16 protein-coding genes and 5 tRNA genes are annotated in these 18810 nt (G+C 41.1%); 17 read left to right on the forward strand and 4 right to left on the reverse strand.

Going from position 1 to position 18810, the window contains the following annotated elements; translation table 11 throughout:
- Positions 1 to 104 precede the first annotated feature (104 nt).
- The 4 genes from AAEU30_RS07940 to AAEU30_RS07955 are packed head-to-tail and all read left to right on the forward strand — an operon-like array spanning position 105 to position 4374.
- The gene (locus tag AAEU30_RS07940) at positions 105 to 665 is read left to right on the forward strand and encodes a UPF0149 family protein (RefSeq protein ID WP_087532908.1); all 561 of its coding nucleotides are present in this window, start codon (positions 105 to 107) and stop codon (positions 663 to 665) included.
- A 22-nt stretch (positions 666 to 687) separates the two neighbouring features.
- The gene (gene pepP, locus AAEU30_RS07945; protein WP_421960056.1) at positions 688 to 2007 is read left to right on the forward strand and encodes a Xaa-Pro aminopeptidase; all 1320 of its coding nucleotides are present in this window, start codon (positions 688 to 690) and stop codon (positions 2005 to 2007) included.
- Between the two features lie 16 nt (positions 2008 to 2023).
- The gene (ubiH, locus tag AAEU30_RS07950; RefSeq protein ID WP_421960057.1) at positions 2024 to 3211 is read left to right on the forward strand and encodes a 2-octaprenyl-6-methoxyphenyl hydroxylase; all 1188 of its coding nucleotides are present in this window, start codon (positions 2024 to 2026) and stop codon (positions 3209 to 3211) included.
- Positions 3208 to 4374, forward strand: a complete 1167-nt coding sequence (locus AAEU30_RS07955) for an FAD-dependent monooxygenase (RefSeq protein WP_421960058.1) — start codon at positions 3208 to 3210, stop codon at positions 4372 to 4374. The genes ubiH and AAEU30_RS07955 overlap by 4 nt, the downstream gene beginning before the upstream one ends.
- 73 nt (positions 4375 to 4447) lie before the next feature.
- Here AAEU30_RS07955 and AAEU30_RS07960 read toward each other — a convergent pair whose 3' ends face one another.
- Both AAEU30_RS07960 and srmB read right to left on the reverse strand, forming a co-directional pair.
- Positions 4448 to 4777 (reverse strand): BON domain-containing protein, encoded by a 330-nt coding sequence (locus AAEU30_RS07960; protein WP_421960059.1) that lies wholly within the window; start codon positions 4775 to 4777, stop codon positions 4448 to 4450.
- 324 nt (positions 4778 to 5101) lie between these two features.
- The gene (gene srmB / locus AAEU30_RS07965; protein ID WP_087532914.1) at positions 5102 to 6334 is read right to left on the reverse strand and encodes an ATP-dependent RNA helicase SrmB; all 1233 of its coding nucleotides are present in this window, start codon (positions 6332 to 6334) and stop codon (positions 5102 to 5104) included.
- Positions 6335 to 6410: 76 nt separating this feature from the next.
- On the opposite strand from srmB, the gene AAEU30_RS07970 reads away from it, so the two are divergent.
- Complete coding sequence (locus tag AAEU30_RS07970) at positions 6411 to 7109, forward strand: tRNA1(Val) (adenine(37)-N6)-methyltransferase (protein ID WP_421960061.1); 699 nt, start codon at positions 6411 to 6413, stop codon at positions 7107 to 7109.
- On the opposite strand, the gene AAEU30_RS07975 is transcribed toward AAEU30_RS07970, so the two are convergent.
- Positions 7098 to 7526 (reverse strand): hypothetical protein, encoded by a 429-nt coding sequence (locus tag AAEU30_RS07975; protein ID WP_421960062.1) that lies wholly within the window; start codon positions 7524 to 7526, stop codon positions 7098 to 7100. The two genes, AAEU30_RS07970 and AAEU30_RS07975, sit on opposite strands and share 12 nt — an antisense overlap.
- Before the next feature lie 112 nt (positions 7527 to 7638).
- A complete protein-coding gene (gene fldB, locus AAEU30_RS07980) occupies positions 7639 to 8160 on the reverse strand; it encodes a flavodoxin FldB (protein ID WP_421960087.1) in 522 nt (173 codons plus the stop codon).
- A gap of 151 nt (positions 8161 to 8311) precedes the next feature.
- Between fldB and xerD the strand changes: the two genes are divergently transcribed.
- The 12 genes from xerD to AAEU30_RS08040 all read left to right on the forward strand — a co-directional run bounded on the left by xerD (position 8312) and on the right by AAEU30_RS08040 (position 18808).
- Positions 8312 to 9193: a site-specific tyrosine recombinase XerD gene (gene xerD, locus AAEU30_RS07985; RefSeq protein WP_421960088.1), complete on the forward strand. Its 882-nt coding sequence runs from the start codon at positions 8312 to 8314 to the stop codon at positions 9191 to 9193.
- Positions 9194 to 9257: 64 nt separating this feature from the next.
- Positions 9258 to 9986, forward strand: a complete 729-nt coding sequence (dsbC, locus tag AAEU30_RS07990) for a bifunctional protein-disulfide isomerase/oxidoreductase DsbC (protein ID WP_087532919.1) — start codon at positions 9258 to 9260, stop codon at positions 9984 to 9986.
- A gap of 77 nt (positions 9987 to 10063) precedes the next feature.
- The gene (gene recJ / locus AAEU30_RS07995) at positions 10064 to 11785 is read left to right on the forward strand and encodes a single-stranded-DNA-specific exonuclease RecJ (protein WP_421960063.1); all 1722 of its coding nucleotides are present in this window, start codon (positions 10064 to 10066) and stop codon (positions 11783 to 11785) included.
- Between the two features lie 131 nt (positions 11786 to 11916).
- Positions 11917 to 13015, forward strand: a protein-coding gene (gene prfB, locus AAEU30_RS08000; protein ID WP_135473160.1) for a peptide chain release factor 2 whose coding sequence is annotated in 2 segments (ribosomal slippage) — positions 11917 to 11991 and positions 11993 to 13015 — 1098 coding nt in all. Because the reading frame shifts where the segments join, the coding sequence is not laid out codon by codon here.
- 26 nt (positions 13016 to 13041) lie between these two features.
- Complete coding sequence (gene lysS, locus AAEU30_RS08005; RefSeq protein WP_421960064.1) at positions 13042 to 14577, forward strand: lysine--tRNA ligase; 1536 nt, start codon at positions 13042 to 13044, stop codon at positions 14575 to 14577.
- 296 nt (positions 14578 to 14873) lie between these two features.
- A complete protein-coding gene (locus AAEU30_RS08010) occupies positions 14874 to 15062 on the forward strand; it encodes a hypothetical protein (RefSeq protein ID WP_421960065.1) in 189 nt (62 codons plus the stop codon).
- A gap of 129 nt (positions 15063 to 15191) precedes the next feature.
- Positions 15192 to 15284 (forward strand) — tRNA-Ser (locus AAEU30_RS08015).
- A gap of 36 nt (positions 15285 to 15320) precedes the next feature.
- Positions 15321 to 15397: transfer RNA gene (locus AAEU30_RS08020), tRNA-Arg, on the forward strand.
- 44 nt (positions 15398 to 15441) lie between these two features.
- Positions 15442 to 15518, forward strand: a tRNA-Arg gene (locus tag AAEU30_RS08025).
- Between the two features lie 262 nt (positions 15519 to 15780).
- Positions 15781 to 15857: transfer RNA gene (locus AAEU30_RS08030), tRNA-Arg, on the forward strand.
- Between the two features lie 112 nt (positions 15858 to 15969).
- A tRNA-Arg gene (locus tag AAEU30_RS08035) sits at positions 15970 to 16046 on the forward strand.
- 1385 nt (positions 16047 to 17431) lie between these two features.
- The gene (locus tag AAEU30_RS08040) at positions 17432 to 18808 is read left to right on the forward strand and encodes an NlpC/P60 family protein (RefSeq protein ID WP_421960066.1); all 1377 of its coding nucleotides are present in this window, start codon (positions 17432 to 17434) and stop codon (positions 18806 to 18808) included.
- The last annotated feature ends 2 nt before the right edge of the window (positions 18809 to 18810 follow it).

Below are 18810 nucleotides of genomic sequence, written 5' to 3' on the forward strand. Positions count from 1 at the left end.
TATTTACTTTTCGGATTGCTTTTTGACCTCAATCATACAATTAATTGGAGTTGCTATTTATCGAGTGGTAGCATTGAGTTAAATCCCACAGTGAAGATATTATCATGAGCGAATTACCAGATTACCAACAAGCCCAACTCCTATTGGAAAAAAACCAAATTTTTGTTTCCCCAGCAGAAGCCCACGGCGTGATCAGTGGTTTACTCGCATGTGGTTTGAACATTGAAGCCAAAGATTACTTAGCGTTATTAAGCGATGTGTTTAATGATGGCCAAGCATTCAGTAATGATCTAAAAACCTTTTTTGCCACTATTTATAAGCAGGTTGTTGAAAGCTTTAGTGGTGAAGAGTTTCAGTTTGACTTATTTTTACCAAGCGATGATGAAACTTTAATAGATCAAGCGAATGGTTTGGTGTCTTGGGTTGCCGGTTTTATGCTTGGTTTTGGTTTAAAACAAAAAGATTACGGTAAACTGTCGGCTGATGTGAAAGAAGTGATCAGTGATTTTAGTGAAATTACGCGTCTAGACACCATGTTTGATGAAACTGAAGAGGACGCTCAAGCGCTTCATGAAGTAATTGAGTACGTGCGAGTTTCTGCATTGTTATGTTTTGCTGAGCTTGGCAAAGAGCAAACCACTGACACGAAAAAAACACTTCACTAAAAACAGCAAAGCAGGGTTAACTATGCCAACAGTGTGTATTGAAAAAGCTGAATTTAAAGCTCGTCGTGAGCGTTTGCTCGCGATGATGGAGCCAAACAGTGTAGCGATTATTCCAGCAGCGAGTGAGGTTACACGAAGCCGAGATACTGACTATGCTTTTCGCCAAGATAGCGACTTTTTCTATTTAACAGGGTTTAACGAACCTGATGCTGTATTAGTTCTCAGCCCTAGCAGTGAAACGCCCTGTACACTGTTTTGTTTAAACAAAGACAAGCTTGCTGAGATATGGCATGGTCGCCGTATAGGTTTTGAAAAAGCGAAAACAGAATATTTATTCGACCAAACATGTGCACTCAGTGAACTAACTGAACAATTATTGAATTTGGTGAACGGCCAGCAGATTTTATTTTATGCACAAGGTAGTTATCCAAAGTTTGATGACAAAGTGTGGTCATTACTGGGCACTTTACGTAGTAACCGCGCTTATAAAGCCCCTAATACTATTAAAGACATTCGTGGTTTAATCCACGAAATGCGCTTGTTTAAATCTCCCGCTGAAATCAATATTATGCGCAGTGCATGTGAAATTAGTGCTGCCGGTCATATTCGCGCTATGCAGTTTGCTAAACCGGGCGCGACGGAGTATCAATTAGAGGCTGAGCTACATCATCACTATGCGATGAACGGTGCACGCCACCCAGCCTATGGCACCATCGTTGGTAGCGGCGATAACGCCAATATTTTACATTACACAGATAATAGCGATGTAATAAATGATGGTGACTTAGTGCTTATCGATTCGGGTTGTGAGCTACAAGGCTACGCCGCTGATATAACGCGTACGTTTCCTGTAAATGGTCAATTTAGTGAGCCTCAGGCTCAGCTATATAATATTGTATTAGCTGCCCAAGAAGCTGCATTCACTGAAGTTAAGCCTGGTAGCTGCCTTTCAAAAGCAAATAAACGCGCAATGACCGTACTTACTCAAGGCTTAATTGATTTAGGTATTCTGCAAGGTGAATTACACGAGCTTTTGGCTAGCCAAGCGTGCAAGGCATTTTATATGCACGGCCTTGGTCATTGGCTTGGTTTAGATGTTCACGATGTTGGTGACTACAAACAAGATGAAAAAGAACGCTCATTTGAAGTTGGTATGGTGCTTACCATTGAACCAGGGCTTTATATTAGCCTTGACGCTAAAGCACCAGAGCAATTCAAAGGCATTGGTATTCGTATAGAAGATAACCTGTTAGTTACAGCGCAAGGCTATGAAAACTTAACCGCCAGTGTGCCTAAGACTATCAGTGAAATTGAAACGCTTATGAACCCAAAGGCTAACTAAACGCTAGGAGTAGAGCGTGGCAGAACAGTTTGATGTTGTAATTATCGGTGGCGGTTTAGCAGGGGCAAGTTGTGCGTTAAGTCTTGCCAGTAGCGCACCTGATTTATCTATCGCGGTTATTGAAGCCAATCAACCCAGTAGTGATTATCACCCGAGTTTTGATGATCGCAGTATTGCACTAGCCCAGCAGTCGGTGCAATTTTTACAAACGGCCAATATATTTGACCCACAAGCTTCGTTTGCAGCTGTTATTAAACAAGTTAGCGTGTCAGATCGCGGTCATTTTGGTAAAACACATATTGATTGCAATGAATTTGCGCAAAGCGCTTTGGGTTATGTAGTTGAGGTTAATCCATTTGGGCGTTCTTTACATAACCAACTAATGAATACTGTGGTTAAAGTGTTTTGCCCTGATACTGTAGCGAGTTTGAATTACCAAGCAGACTCAGCACAGCTAACGCTTAAGTCGTCGGGGGCTGAGCTAAACGCAAAACTTGTGGTTATTGCTGATGGTGCACAATCACCAACACGTCAGTTAGCGAATATCAACTTTAACACTGAAGCCTATTCACAAGGTGCAATCATTGCGAACATTGAAGTGGCTGGTGGTCACCATAATCATGCGTTTGAACGTTTTACTGAGCACGGGCCTATGGCATTACTGCCAATGAGTAACAACCGTTATTCGTTAGTTTGGTGTATGGAACCTGAGCAAATCAAGCAGCATATGGCACTTGATGATGATGCATTTATTATGGCGTTGCAATGTGCCTTTGGCTATCGCGCAGGGCAATTTACTAAAGTTGGTGTGCGTGCAAGTTACCCGCTAGTTTATGGCCGTGCAGATTCTCTTTTTAGCCATCGCACAGTATTAATTGGCAATGCAGGGCATGCTATTCACCCCATTGCTGGGCAAGGCTTTAATTTAGGTTTGCGTGATGTGCAAGTGCTATGTGACTTAGTTAAAGGTGAGTATGACGTTGGTAGTTATGCATTTGTACGCCAATATGCTCAGCTACGTAGCCAAGATATAAATACTGTTATGACGCTGACCGATAGTCTGGTTCGATTGTTTTCAAACACTTCTCGTGTTTTAGCATTTGGCCGCAGCTGCGGTTTATTTACAATGGATTTATGTTCTTCATTTAAAGCCCCTTTGGCAAAGCAATTAATGGGGCAAGTAAAACAAGGTAAACGACTATGAAGCAAGCACAAGTATGCGTTGTTGGTGGCGGGTGTGTGGGGCTAACACTTGCACTGGGTTTAGCAAAAGCTAACGTTAGTGTCGTTGTCATTGATGCCGCTGCGAAACAGCAATTACCAGGTGATGATTATGGCTTGCGCGTTAGTGCCTTAAGCCTTGCTAGCCAAGCGTTATTTGAATCACTTAACGTGTGGCCACAAATTACTGCTCTGCGAGCGCGAGCGTATACACATATGGATGTTCGCGACCAAGATAGCTTTGGTAAAATAGCATTTAATAGCGATGAGCTTGATTTACCTCAGCTAGGTCACATTGTAGAAAATGACATTATTCGCTATGCATTGATAAATGAGCTTGAAAAGCACAGTCAAGCGACCCTGATGTTTGAAACGCGGTATCAACAAATCCACCAAAGTGAAAATGATGTATTTGTTACTCTTGAATCAGGTGAACCAATTATTGCTAAGCTTTTGGTGGCTGCGGACGGTGCTAACTCTTCAATTCGAAAACAGTTTAACTTACCTATCACGTTTAAAGATTATGATCATAATGCCGTTGTCGCAACGGTAAAAACCGCCGAGCCACATAATAATACTGCACGCCAGGTATTCTTACCTACAGGGCCATTAGCATTTTTACCGCTGACAGATAAACACGCGCATTCAATTGTTTGGTCAACGAGCCCTGAGCATTGTCAGTCGCTATTAGCGATGGATGATGCTGATTTTAATAAAGCGGTTATGGCTGCACTGGATGGTCAATGTGGTTTATGCGAGATACAAAGTCAACGAGCCGCATTCCCACTTAAAATGCGCTATGCCCAGCAATGGGTTGCAGGTAAAGTTGTGCTCATCGGCGATGCTGCACATACAATTCACCCACTCGCAGGGCTTGGGATGAATTTAGGTCTTAAAGATGCCAGCTATTTGATTGAATTACTCAGTGAGCAACAAGACGATTTTGCCAGTGCTCGCACTTTGCGTGATTACGAACGCACTCGCAAGCTTGATGCACAAAAACACATTGCAATGATGCAAGGGTTAAAAGAGTTATTTGCAGGCACTCATCCAGTTAAAAAGTTAATACGCGGTGTTGGTTTGAGCATGGTTGATAACCTAGGACCGATAAAGCAGCTTTTTGCAAAACAAGCCTTGGGTAAATAAAAGCAGTGGCGTGTATAAAAAAAGAGCGCCAATGGCGCTCAACAAGGGGAGTGTAATGCTTTAAAATCGGTATTTATTCTTCTAGCTCAACGAGCATTTTATTTTCTATGATCTCTATACCTTGAGTGTTTTCTATAAATTTTTGCGCAAGGGCACGTTCAAAACCGTTTCTCGCGATACCATTTAATTCAATTTTGTTACCTATCACGGTTAAGTTTAGCTGTGAGAGGTTTAGATTCGGATTTGTGAGCAGCTTATTAACTGTAAGCTGTTGTAAAGTAGGTTGAGTTGAAGCGCTACTGACCATAATACTACTCGGCGCTGCACTCACTTGCGTTGCACAGGCAAGTAAAAAAACACAACAAAGCGATATAAGTGATACGGTTAATTTGAAGCGGTTCATGATTTCCCTCAAGCTTGCTTAGTTAATGATGTATTCTTAGTTACAAATACCATTCCAATATTCAACATGTTGAAAATTAAAAGGAATAAGTTAGGTGTTTGTTGTTTTACTCGTTAGCTAGGTATTTTTTACATCTAAATAAGTAAAAAATTCTTTATTAATGAGAACTTTTTATAGTGCTGCTTACTGATAAAAAGTGAAAAGTAATACAGATCTAACTTTGAGCTAGGTTTTTTCGAGATGATTAGGGTAGAGTTCGGGGCACGCTGGGAGTGATAAAAAAGCCGAGGCTCATTGAGGCTCGGCTTATCGTTTTATAAAAAGCTACTTCTTTTTCTTCACTTTTGCTTTAGCCTTTTTACGGGCTTTAATTTTAGCTGGATCTTTTAGTTTCTTGACCGGCATTTTGGCTTCTTTATGTTGTGGCTCAATGCCTTTTATTACACGACGTTTAAGCTTTTGCTCAGTGTAACGCTCAACTTTAGCTAAAACGGCCACATCGTGCGCTTCAACTAATGAAATTGCGATGCCTTTTTTACCTGCGCGACCAGTACGACCAATACGGTGCACATATACGTCAGCGGTACGTGGCATGTCAAAGTTAATAACATGGCTAATATCAGCAACATCAATACCGCGAGCAGCCACATCTGTAGCAACCAAAATCTTGGTACGGCCACTGTGGAAGTTTTCCATTGCTTTCATGCGTTTGTCTTGTGGCATTTCGCCACGTAACCAGGCCGCTTTTACGCCATTGTTAGTCAACTCGCCAATGAGGGTTTCAAGGCGCTCGCGAGTTTTAACAAACACAATTGCTTTACTGACATCAGGGCCATTTAAGGTATTAACTAATAGCTCAAGCTTGTGATGATAGTCATCGGCTAAATGTACCCACTGATGAATTTTGGCTTTTTCTTTACGTGATGACTCAGCTTCAAGCAGGGCCGGATCATTTAAAATTCGCTCTGCAAATTGTTCTACGCTGTCGCCTTCAAGTGTTGCTGAGAATAGAAAACACTGACGACGGTTTTTAGCTTCATCACAAATGCGCAGCATTTCTTTACGAAAACCCATATCAAGCATGCGGTCTGCTTCATCTAAAATAAGCATCTCGACATTTTCAGCATGAAAGTTTTCAGTTTCTAAGTATTCCATTAATCGCCCAGGAGTGGCGATTAAGATATCGTTATTTTTTTCAAAAATTTCTTTATGCGTGCCGTAATTAATGCCGCCTGTAACCACGCCTATTTTTAAATGTGTTTGCTTGGCAAGTAACTCACATTGCTCATGAATTTGATATGCAAGTTCACGGGTTGGCGTCATAATTAATACTCGCGCAAAGCCAGGTTCGCGGCGTGGAAAATCCAGTAAATATTGAATTGCTGGAATTAAAAATGCGGCTGTTTTACCTGTGCCTGTAGGCGCTGATGCTAAAATATCACGTCCTTGCAGTGCTTCAGGAATAGCTTGTTGCTGAATGCTGGTTGGGGTCTCATAACCCATTTTAGCGACGGCGTTTAGTAACTTGTTATCGATATCAAAATCAGAAAATTGCATAGAGTGTCAAAAATAGAGGACAATTGACGTTAATTATACGCGCTATACTGCGGTTGGTGAACGAAAAGGTGAAAAAATGTCAGGTTTTGTATTTAAACAATTTAAAGTCGAGCATGACCAATGCGCTATGAAGGTGTCGACTGATGGCATTTTACTGGGAGCGTGGGCAAAGATAACAAGTGGTCAAAGAGCGCTAGATATAGGCACGGGCACAGGGTTATTGGCATTGATGTGTAAACAACGAACTGCTGATTTAACTATGACCGCTGTCGAAATTGATGAGGCCGCTTTTCAGCAAGCAAAGCATAATATTAAACAAAGCCCGTGGCACGATATTGCACTTTATCACCAAAGTATCCAAGAATTTGAAGCCGATGCGCCATTTGATGTGGTGATCAGTAATCCACCTTATTTTAATAATAGCTTAAAAGGGGATGATGCAGGGCGAAACACGGCACGCCATACTGATGCCCTGAGTTTTAGCCAGTTAATTGCTGCATTTAAGCGTTTAACGCATGATGCAGCATTGTTTAACTTAATTTTACCGAGCGCAGAGGCGCAGTTATTTATAGCAGAAGCGTCTGAACAAGGGCTTTATTTACAACAACATTGTTCAGTACAAACTAAAAAAACCAAGCCTGCAACGCGCAGCTTAATGTGTTTTGGCTACCAAAAAGTGAACTATCAGCAGCAAAGCTTGATCATTCATAATGATGAGGGGGGGTATAGCAAAGACTATATTGCCCTCTGTAAGGACTTTTACTTAAAAATGTGATGACTGATGCAGTTGCAATACTTCATCGAGCTTGATGTGTTCAACATAAGGTTGAGCCATTAAATGCATTAACACATTGTGGGCTCTCGTTTTGTCTATCTCTGCGCTGCTGTAATTAATTATGTTGAACTGGCGTTTTATGGTGAGTCCAGCTATTTGGCAAAGATTGCCGTGATGCTTAATCAATATTGGTAAGGTTTGCCGAGTCTGATCATCATACTTGGCGATATTTAGTTTGGTGAAATTAAATAGATCTTTCGCTAATTTTCCCTCTGCAATAAAAGGCTTCATTGAGGTTGGAATGTAAAATATGTGGCCGTTTCGGTCGCTCGTTTGTTCGCCAGCTACAGCAAAGGGTTCTACTTTGTTGTCTGTAAAATCGACCCTATCAGCATTAATGAAAGTGAATGTTGGCATTGAATGTCAGTGAATTAAGTGTGTGGTTTATATATAGCTTAAAATAGAGTGTTTTGCCCTCGTCACTAAGACACGAGTATGAAATGTCGAGTCTTAGTGCGTCGTAATGTAATTACAAAGTATCGCTGTATTCATTCATGATCTGCTCAACCCAATTGGCAATTCGCTCATCACTGTGCTCGTATTGACTGTCTTCATCAAGAGCTAGGCCAACAAAATGTGTGTTATCTGTGGTGAGTGCTTTTGATGCTTCGAACTCATAGCTGGCGTCATTGGGCCATAAACCGAGTAACGTAAATTCTTGATTGCTAATTTCATCGTGTAGCATGCCTAGCGCATCTTGAAACCATTGGCCGTAGCCTTGCTGGTCACCCATGCCAAATAAGGCGATGGTTTTTCCTGTTAGGTTGACGTCTTTGATGTCATCCCAGATTGATTCCCAATCTTCTTGTAATTCACCAAAGTCCCACGTTGAAATACCAAAGATGATAAAGTCGTAATTCTCTGCATTTTTTAGTGGCTCATCTTTGATGTTATGTAAACTGACAATGTCTTGCCCAATAATATCGCGGATTTTTTCTGCTGCTATTTCCGTATAACAAGTTGTAGAGCCATAAAATAAACCAATTTGCATCGTATTTATCACTGTGTGTTTGCCTGATATGATAGGCTCAAGTTTACCGTAAGGTATTACTAATTGATACCTCGATTAAAATGGAATAACTGTGACTAAGTTTGCAAAAAATGAATCATTAAGCCCACTTACAGAACACCAAGACGAGCTTATCAACAATAGCGACTATCTTGAGTCGTTTTTAGATAACCTATATCTAGAGCAGCATGTTAGTGATAACACATTATCTGCATATCGAAGTGATCTAGATAAGTTCGGTTTATTTTTAGAAGGGCAAGATTTACTCACGGTATCCGCTTTAGACATTGAAAGTTATTTAGCGCACCGGGTTGATTTAGGTTTAAAGCCGCGCAGCACAGCGCGTAGCATTAGTGCGTTAAAACGCTTTTATCAATATTTAGTTCGCGAAAAGTACCTGAGTGAATCACCTATGGTGAATATTGCTCAGCCAAAAGCAGGGCAGACGTTACCTAAAACGCTTTCTGAAAACGAAGTTGAAGCATTACTTGCAGCGCCTAATGTTGAAGAGCCCATGGGACTGCGCGATAAAGCCATGTTAGAGCTTTTATATGCAACGGGCCTGCGGGTTAGTGAGCTTGTTGGTTTACGCATGGAGCAAATAAATCTGCGCCAATCTGTTGTGTTTGTTAAAGGCAAGGGCAATAAAGAGCGTTTGGTGCCACTTGGCGAAGAAGCCATGCATTGGCTTGAGCAGTTTTTAAAACTAGGGCGCGGGCAAATGATCAAGCATGCCACCGATTTTGTGTTTCCCTCTAAGCGTGGCGTGGGCATGACACGACAAACTTTTTGGCATCGGATCAAACACTATGCTATTTTGGCATCGGTTGAGTCGCCTTTATCGCCCCATACGCTGCGTCATGCTTTTGCAACGCATTTACTTAATCATGGTGCAGACCTTAGAGTTGTGCAAATGATGTTAGGGCATAGCGATTTATCGACGACACAAATTTATACCCATGTTGCGAATGAACGATTAAAATCGGTACATCAGCAACATCACCCGCGTGCTTAGTGAAATTTTTTTAGTGCATTAGCGGTCATAGTAAAGATGAATTATCAGGATATAAGAGAACAATATGAAAAAGTTAGTATTAGCCGGTGCAATGTTAGGCACCAGTTTAAGTGCGTTTGCAAATGGTGTATTAGCCGTACCTGATGCCAATGACCCAATTGTGACTAAGTTTGCTGAGCTAGGCGTTACTGTAAAGCATATTAATCCAAGCCCAGTGGCTGGATTGAAAGAGTTAATTACCGATAAAGGTGTATTGTACGCAAGTGCAGATGGCCAATATTTAATGCAGGGCACCTTAATTGACTTAAACAATCGTAGTAACTTAACCGAACAGGCTCTTAACGGTGTTCGTAAAGAGGGGTTATCTGAATACGAAAACTCAATGATTGTTTACAAAGCGCCAAATGAAAAACACAGTATTACTGTTTTTACAGATATCAGCTGTGGTTATTGCCGTAAATTACACCGTGAGCTTGATGATTTACTCGAAGCGGGTATTACTGTTAAATATTTAGCATTCCCACGCGGTGGCTTACAAGGTTCTGGTTACGCTGATTTAATGAATGTATGGTGTGCCAAAGATCAACAAGAAGCACTCACTGAAGCCAAAGCAGGCGCTGACACTAAAGTAATACAAGGTTGTGCAGCACCTGTTGCGGAGCACTATCAGTTAGGTCAGAGTTTTGGTATTAGTGGCACACCAGCCATTATTTTAGAAGATGGTACCATGATCCCAGGTTACCAACCTGCGGCAGCGCTTAGTGCTGCACTTGAAGCGAACAAGTCTTCATAATTGAATAAAACGTTTAAAAAAGGCCGTTTTAGGCCTTTTTTTGTTAGCACTCCTAGCTTAAAAGTATCGCCTGCTGCATGAAAAAAATAATTCAAGCTCGACCATGTGTTGATGACTCACACCTACCTAGTAATTTACACCCAGTTATTAAACAAATTTACGCCACTCGCCAAGTAAGCCATGCCGACGAATTAAATAATAGCGCAGCCACACTGCATGATTTTAGGCTGTTTAAAGATATTGATAAAGCCACTGAGCTATTGATTTGGGCGCTGCAAACTCAAAGTAAAATTCTTATTGTGGGTGATTTTGATGCTGATGGTGCTACCAGTACTGCAACATTAATGCACGGCCTGACTATGTTTGGTTTTGCGCATTTAGATTACCTTATTCCTGACCGATTTAGCCTTGGGTATGGCTTAAGCCCTGCGCTTGCTGAGCAAATAGTCACGATAGCACCCGATTTAGTGATCACCGTTGATAATGGTATTTCATGTATTGCAGGTATTGAGATTGTTAAAGCCGCAGGAATTAAAGTACTTGTAACTGACCACCACTTACAAGGTGAGCAATTACCCGATGCCGATGCCATCGTTAACCCAAATCGCCACGACTGCGATTTTCCATCTAAATCAATAGCAGGTGTTGGGGTCGCATTTTATCTACTGATCGCACTGAGAAGTGCTTTACGTGATTTAGGCCACTTTGAGCAGCAACAACCCCCCAATTTAGCTGAATTACTTGATATTGTTGCGCTTGGTACTGTGGCCGATGTGGTCGCGCTGGATGCGAATAACCGTACTTTAGTACATCAAGGGTTAGCACGAATTCGCAGTGGCAATACCCGCCCAGGGATTATCGCATTAATTGAAGTTGCAAATCGCAATGCTGCACGCTTAAGTGCCAGTGACTTTGGCTTTTCATTAGCACCACGCTTAAACGCAGCAGGGCGCTTAGATGATATGAGCTTAGGGATAGCGTGTTTGTTATCAGCTGATTTAAATCAAGCAAGGCGTATCGCTGGCGAGCTCGACAGCTTAAATCATGAGCGCCGCGAAATAGAGCAAGGTATGCAAGCTGAGGCACAAGCGGTGCTCGACCGCCTAGCATTTAGTAGTGATACCGTACCAGATGCCATTTGTTTATATCAGCAAGATTGGCATCAAGGTGTAATTGGTATTTTAGCGGGTCGCTTAAAAGAAAAGTATCACAGACCCACCGTTATATTCGCTGGTGGTGATAATGGCGAAATTAAAGGCTCTTGCCGCTCGATTGAAGGGCTGCACATGCGTGACCTACTCGAGCGTTTGAATACCTTACACCCACATTTAATTAGTAAGTTTGGTGGTCATGCCATGGCTGCGGGGCTGAGTATTAATGAACAACACTTTAGTGAGTTTAAACAGGCTTTTGAGCAAGCAGTTACTGCGCAATTAAGCGAAGAGCACAAGCAATGTATTATTCTTACTGACGGTGAGTTACCCGCTGATTGCTTTAATATGGATTTTGCGCAGCTAATTAAACAAGCAGGGCCGTGGGGGCAGCAGTTTCCAGAGCCAGTTTTTGAGCACACCTTTGAAGTTGTGCAGCAGCGTATTGTTGGTGAAAAGCATTTAAAACTAGTGCTTAAACATCAATCTGGTCGTTTGGTAGATGCGATTGCATTTGGTGTTGACGTTAAAGCGTGGCCTGACACTGAAGTGCGATTTGTTGATGTTGCTTATCAGCTGGATATAAATGAGTTTAGAGGTAAATTTACGCTGCAATTAATTGTTCGTGAGCTGCAAAAGAGCCCTTAAAAAATATCGCGCTAGGGTGTATAAAATACTAATAAAACGCGCGGTTTTTTGTTAAAATCGGGCGTTTTTATTATTTAAAGAAATTTATAGGGCAAATTGCCGTGTAAATCAGCCATTTTGGAGTAACGTAGATGTTTGAAGTGAATCCTGTGATTAATCAAATCAAGGAAATTCGCGAACGTACCGAGCTGCTTCGGGGGTACCTTTGACTACGCTCACAAACAAGAGCGCCTAGAAGAAGTTAACGCCGAACTGGAAGATTCAGCGGTATGGAATGAGCCTGAACGTGCGCAAGCACTCGGCCGTGAAAAATCAGCACTAGAGGCCGTTGTTGAAACGATTGACAACCTTGTTGCAGGTGCTGACGATGTTGAAGGTTTACTTGAACTGGCCATTGAAGCAGAAGACGAAGAGACTTTTAACGAGGCGCAAAGCGAGCTGGATGACTTAAACGAGCAGCTCGAAGGTTTAGAGTTCCGTCGTATGTTTTCAGGCCCTCACGATTCAAACGATGCTTACTTAGATTTACAATCAGGCTCAGGCGGCACCGAAGCACAAGATTGGTGTAACATGCTGCTGCGTATGTATTTACGCTGGGGCGAAGCAAAAGGCTTTAAAGTTGAATTAGTTGAAGCCACTGACGGTGATGTTGCAGGTATTAAAGGCGCCACTGTTCGCTTTGTCGGTGAATACGCTTATGGTTGGTTGCGCACTGAAACAGGTGTTCACCGCTTGGTTCGTAAGAGTCCATTTGATTCAAGTGGCCGACGTCACACATCTTTTGCTTCAGCATTCGTATACCCAGAGATAGACGATAATATTGAAATTGATATTAACCCGTCTGATTTACGAATTGACGTATACCGTGCATCTGGTGCGGGTGGTCAGCACGTAAATACCACAGAATCTGCGGTACGTATTACCCACGTGCCAACAAATACGGTCGTGCAGTGTCAAAACGAGCGTTCTCAACATAAAAATAAAGCGCAAGCGATGAAGCAGCTAAAAGCAAAATTATTTGAGCTTGAGTTGCAACAACAAAATGCTGAAAAACAAAGCCAAGAAGACGCCAAATCAGATATCGGTTGGGGAAGTCAAATTCGTTCATACGTACTTGATGATGCGCGTATTAAAGATTTGCGCACCGGCGTTGAAAACCGTAATACCCAATCGGTACTAGATGGTAACTTAGACAAATTTATTGAAGCCAGCCTAAAATCTGGTTTATAACCACCAAGCTAAAAAAGAGCTAAAAAATGACTGATCAAATCCAAGACGAAAATAAGTTAATCGCTGAGCGTCGTGGCAAATTAGACGCTATTCGCGAAAATTGCCCAGCCAACGGTCATCCAAACCAATTCCGTCGTGAGCATTACACGGCAGATTTGCAGGCTGAGTTTGGTGATAAATCGAAAGAAGAGTTAGTAGAGCTTCAGCATGTTGTATCCATTGCTGGACGTATCCTTGCTAAGCGTGGTCCTTTCCTTGCTATTCAAGATATGAAGGGGCGCGTACAAGCTTATGCATCTAAAGATGTACAAAAAGAACTGAAAGAAAAATACGGTCAACTTGATATCGGTGACATCATTGGTGTTAAAGGTGCACTTAATAAATCAGGTAAAGGCGACTTATACGTAGAAATGACTGAGTATCAATTGCTTACTAAGTCATTACGCCCACTTCCTGAAAAATTCCATGGTCTATCGGATCAAGAAACTAAGTATCGCCAACGTTATGTTGATTTGATCACCAACGAAGCAACTCGTGAGACGTTCCGTATTCGCTCACAAGTAGTTGAAGGTATTCGTCGTTTCTTAGCTGACCGTGACTTCATGGAAGTAGAAACACCGATGCTACAGGTTATTCCTGGTGGCGCAACGGCGCGTCCATTTGTGACTCACCACAATGCCCTTGATATCGACATGTACTTACGTATTGCACCAGAACTTTACTTAAAGCGCTTGGTGGTAGGTGGTTTTGACCGCGTATTTGAAATTAACCGTAACTTCCGTAACGAAGGGTTATCAACGCGTCATAACCCAGAATTCACTATGATTGAGTTCTACCAAGCATACGCTGATTACATCGATTTAATGAACATCACCGAAGATATGCTTCGTACAGTGGCAACAAACGTATTGGGTAGCCCAATTGTGGTTAATACTACTAAAGACGAAAACGGTGAAGTAATTGACTCTGTTGAATACGATTTTGGCCAACCGTTTACGCGTTTAAGCATGGCAGATGCAATCTTAAAGTATAACCCTGAGTTTGATGCAGCGGTATTTAACGACCCAGAAAACCATTTTGAAGAACTAAAAGCGTATGCTAAACAGGTTCACGTTAAAATTCCTGAAAAGTGTGTTTGGGGTCCAGGTAAGTTCCTGTGTGAAATATTTGAAGAAACGGCTGAGCACATGCTTATCCAACCTACATTTATCACAGGCTATCCGTGGGAAGTATCGCCACTTGCACGTCGTAACGATGAAAACCCATTTGTTACTGACCGTTTTGAGTTCTTTGTTGGCGGCCGCGAGCTTGCTAATGGTTTCTCTGAGCTTAACGATGCACAAGATCAAGCAGAGCGTTTCACGCGTCAAGTTGAAGAAAAAGACGCGGGCGATGATGAAGCAATGCATTACGACGAAGATTACATTCGCGCACTAGAGTATGGCTTACCACCAACAGCAGGTGAGGGAATTGGTATTGACCGTTTAGTTATGTTGTTTACTGATTCATCAACAATCAAAGATGTTATCTTGTTCCCGCACATGCGCCCGCAAGCTGACTAAGACTATTTTTATTAAATAGTAAAAAACGCCGCTTAAATGCGGCGTTTTTGTGTACGATATATCTGTAAGATGCGTGCGTTATTTCGTAGTATTGAATTTAATATAGCCAATAATCTTTCTCACAGTAATGTAATTAACTGATATTTAATATATTAGAGAATTAATTAGATCCAAACTAATTAAAAAGCGATAAATTATAATTTTAGACTAGGCTATTTATTGTAAATGCAGCGTAAAGTATGTATTTCAAATTAAATTGTAACCCTAAAGTGTTTTGTAGATAAATGGATTTAGATATGAAAGATAAGAAACAGCCAAAGCTATGCCCTTTGGATAGCTTCACCGATGAACAGCAAAGGCAAAACTACTACCGTGCATGTATTGCCGAGTTTCAACAATTAGGTTATCAAGATCAGTATTTAGAACAGTTAGGTGATGAGCTAGTTCCCTTATTGGGTGTTGAAACCGACCTTAAAAAATCCTAAAGTGATTAATCATCAAGCTTAAAACGCTCTTTTTTTACACTAATGTGTATTCTCTAACCGAACAGCTACTTTTAACAAGAAAAGTGTTTGACATATTTTCTGAAATCTTTATTATACGCCCCACAAGACGGAGAGGTGGCCGAGTGGCCGAAGGCGCTCCCCTGCTAAGGGAGTATAGGGTTTGTAGCTCTATCGAGGGTTCGAATCCCTCCTTCTCCGCCATTTATTTTATAAATGGTCTCTTGTAATGTAAAGAATGGGCGCATAGCTCAGCTGGATAGAGTACCTGGCTACGAACCAGGCGGTCGGAGGTTCGAATCCTCCTGCGCCCACCATCCTTTACACACTCTACTTAGAGGATAAATAAGAAATAAAAAGTGGGCGCATAGCTCAGCTGGATAGAGTACCTGGCTACGAACCAGGCGGTCGGAGGTTCGAATCCTCCTGCGCCCACCACTTTTAACTCATGCTTCAGAGTATAAAAAAGTAAAGTGTTGGTTTAACAACCAAACGGTCGAAGGTTCACTTTTTGAAGATACGTCCTGCGCCCACTACTTTTAACTCATGATTCAGAGTATAAAAAAGTAAAGTGTTGGTTTAATAACCAAACGGTCGGAGGTTCACTTTTTGAAGATACGTCCTACGCTCACCACTTTGAATAGAATTAGTTTAGCACCTAATTAAAGTCAGATAAGACTTTAAAATCGAAATAGAATGTGGGCGCATAGCTCAGCTGGATAGAGTACCTGGCTACGAACCAGGCGGTCGGAGGTTCGAATCCTCCTGCGCCCACCACTTTCTATTACTATTTAAGTTAATAGAAGATAGCCGACAACAGTCGGTTTTTTTTATGTCTTTAAATAGAGTGTATGAGTCAGATAAGACCTTAAAATCAAAAATAGAATGTGGGCGCATAGCTCAGCTGGATAGAGTACCTGGCTACGAACCAGGCGGTCGGAGGTTCGAATCCTCCTGCGCCCACCACTTTCTATTACTATTAAAGTTAATAGAAAAGCAACCGACGAAAGTCGGTTTTTTTATGCTTGAAATAAAGTGAAAGTGAAATTGAAAAGAGTAGTAGGCTAAAAACCAGACTATCTGAGGTTCACTCTTACAAGATACGTCCTGCGCCCACCACTTTCTATTACTATTTAAGTTAATAGAAGATAACCGACGAGAGTCGGTTTTTTATGCCTGAAATAAAGTGAAATTGAAAAGAGTAGTAGGCTAAAAACCAGACTATCTGAGGTTCACTCTTACAAGATACGTCCTGCGCCCACCACTTTCTATAATTTCTTATAGAAAAAGTAACCGACGAAAGTCGGTTTTTTTATGCTTGAAATAAAGTGAAATTTAAAAGAGTAGTAGGCTAAAAACCAGACTATCTGAGGTTCACTCTTACAAGATACGTCCTGCGCCCACCACTTTCTATTACTATTTAAGTTAATAGAAGATAACCGACGAGAGTCGGTTTTTTTATGTCTGAAATTTGTAATAAGCTCGAGTTTATTCCGCGCTTTATAAAGATTAAACCATCAACCAAGCGGCCCCAGGTTCACTCTTACAAGGTACGTCCTGCGCCCATCATTTTCTATTAATATTAAAGTTAATAGAAGATAACCGACGAGAGTCGGTTTTTTTATGTCTGAAATTTGTAACAAGCTCGGGTTTATTCCGCGCTTTATAAAGATTAAACCATCAACCAAGCGGCCCCAGGTTCACTCTTACAAGATACGTTCTGCGCCCACCACTTTCTATTACTATTTAAGTTAATAGAAAACAGCCGACATAAGTCGGTTTTTTATGTCTGAAATTCAAATAAAGCGGGGGATCTGACTTTAGCTGTGAAAAGTTTGGATTGAAGCATTTCGTTATTTCACCTTCTTTTTTCTTTGTATAATAGGTTTTAAGTCAATTATTACCAATGAGCTTAAGAGACATTTCGCTTTAAGAACTAGGAGGAAAGTTTTTAATTGATATCAGAATCAAGTCTGGCGTGGGCTTGCATTGCTTTAAATGTAGCTGAGATTAATATATTTTTTTTGACAATCAAATATAAACCTACTTCATAAACGATTACATGAGTAATTTGGGGGGCGCTAAATCCTAAATAGTTAAAATCAGCCAAATAGATAAATTTGCTTAGCCGTAAATTTGTGTTAGATTTAATAAAATATTCCTTTAATGCTGCTTTATTTAGAATTTAATTTTCATTATTTTTTCGAGCTATCTGCATTGTTTAAACCTCAACTTGTTGCCATGTAGATAGGAGATAAATAGACTAGCGAATAAAAAATAACAACAATGGTAAAAACGAAACTAACAGATCAGCTCATTTGTTAGTGATTCAACAAATTCTAGGGGGACATATGCGTCGTTCAATTATCGCCATTTCTATAGCTCTAAGTTGTGCTCTTTGTAGTCCTGTACAGGCTCAAGGTTGGCAATCTGATGTAATTGGCGTTACTCAGTCACAGCTGAGTGCGCAGCATTGGCTTAAACAAAATGTATCAGCCAAAGTGTTAATGCAGCCAGAACAGATCCAAGCATTTAACCAAAAGCTAATTAACGATAACGATTACATTGTAGACCCGCTTGATTATCAAAAAACACTCAGTAAAGACGATTTAGAGGCGGCTATTTTAAAAGCGAGTTCAGTGCCTAAAAGTCCGCGTTTTTATACCGATGGTCGTCAGCTGAGTGCCAAGCACTTTGCTAAATATAGCGATAATTTAAATCTAAATGCAGTAAAAAATACTAATAAAGTACGTTTTGGTATGGTGGTAAAGCGCACCGCATTACGTACTTTTCCAACATGGGATCGTGTTTTAAATAGTGGTTTAGATAAAGATCTCGATCGTTTTCAAGAAAGTGGCATGTTCCCAGGTGAAAGTGTGGCTGTGCTGCATCAAAGTACAGATAAAAAGTGGCTTTTAGTTCGCGCTTATAATTACTTAGCTTGGACGCCAGCTGAAGATATTGCTTTTGGTGATGCGAATACGATTCGAGAGTACAAAAACCAAGATGACTTTTTATTAGTGACCGGTGCCAAAGTGAGAACGGCGTATGTACCAGACGATAACTCTCGCTCAGAAGTGCAGCTCGATATGGGAGTGCGCTTACCTTTAGTGGCAGCAAAAGATGTTCCGCCTTTACTAAATGGTCAAAATACCTATGCAAGTCATGTTGTGCAGTTACCGACACGAAACGAGCAGGGGCTATTAGAAATAAAACCTGCAATGATCAGTAAATCTGCGGATGTAAATATGGGGTATTTACCCTACACTGAAGCTAATTTGATCAAACAAGGTTTTAAATTTTTAGGTGAACGTTATGGCTGGGGTCATGACTATAATGGCCGTGATTGCACCGGTTTTGTTGGTGAAATTTATAAAAGTTTTGGTTTATTAATGCCTCGTAATTCAGGGCAACAAGGTAGTAGTGAGTACGGCACTAATAACCGTTTTGATAAACAAAGCACTGAGCAACAAAAGCTTGGTGTAACGCAACAAATGAAAATAGGCGATCTTATTTATATCCCGGGTCACGTAATGATGTACTTGGGTGAGCAAGAAGGTCAGCCATACGTGATCCACGACGTAAAAGGGTTAGGCTACAACAATGCTGATGGCAGTTTTTACTCAGGCTCGCTTAACGGTGTATCGGTTACCCCATTGCTGCCTTTACGGCTATCTCAAAAGGTGAGCTATTTAGACCGAGTTTATAATATTAAGCGTATTCGTTAGGA

The organism is Pseudoalteromonas mucoides (genome assembly GCF_049257175.1).
In the GTDB taxonomy this organism is placed as follows: domain Bacteria; phylum Pseudomonadota; class Gammaproteobacteria; order Enterobacterales; family Alteromonadaceae; genus Pseudoalteromonas.

Coding starts and splice junctions, on each gene's coding strand:
- recJ (WP_421960063.1), top strand. CDS start 10,064: ATGAAAAAAATAATTCAAGCTCGACCATGTGTTGATGACTCACACCTA.
- AAEU30_RS08010 (WP_421960065.1), top strand. CDS start 14,874: ATGAAAGATAAGAAACAGCCAAAGCTATGCCCTTTGGATAGCTTCACC.
- srmB (WP_087532914.1), bottom strand. CDS start 6,334: ATGCAATTTTCTGATTTTGATATCGATAACAAGTTACTAAACGCCGTC.
- AAEU30_RS07975 (WP_421960062.1), bottom strand. CDS start 7,526: ATGCCAACATTCACTTTCATTAATGCTGATAGGGTCGATTTTACAGAC.
- AAEU30_RS07960 (WP_421960059.1), bottom strand. CDS start 4,777: ATGAACCGCTTCAAATTAACCGTATCACTTATATCGCTTTGTTGTGTT.
- fldB (WP_421960087.1), bottom strand. CDS start 8,160: ATGCAAATTGGTTTATTTTATGGCTCTACAACTTGTTATACGGAAATA.
- AAEU30_RS07955 (WP_421960058.1), top strand. CDS start 3,208: ATGAAGCAAGCACAAGTATGCGTTGTTGGTGGCGGGTGTGTGGGGCTA.
- lysS (WP_421960064.1), top strand. CDS start 13,042: ATGACTGATCAAATCCAAGACGAAAATAAGTTAATCGCTGAGCGTCGT.
- AAEU30_RS08040 (WP_421960066.1), top strand. CDS start 17,432: ATGCGTCGTTCAATTATCGCCATTTCTATAGCTCTAAGTTGTGCTCTT.
- dsbC (WP_087532919.1), top strand. CDS start 9,258: ATGAAAAAGTTAGTATTAGCCGGTGCAATGTTAGGCACCAGTTTAAGT.
- AAEU30_RS07940 (WP_087532908.1), top strand. CDS start 105: ATGAGCGAATTACCAGATTACCAACAAGCCCAACTCCTATTGGAAAAA.
- AAEU30_RS07970 (WP_421960061.1), top strand. CDS start 6,411: ATGTCAGGTTTTGTATTTAAACAATTTAAAGTCGAGCATGACCAATGC.
- pepP (WP_421960056.1), top strand. CDS start 688: ATGCCAACAGTGTGTATTGAAAAAGCTGAATTTAAAGCTCGTCGTGAG.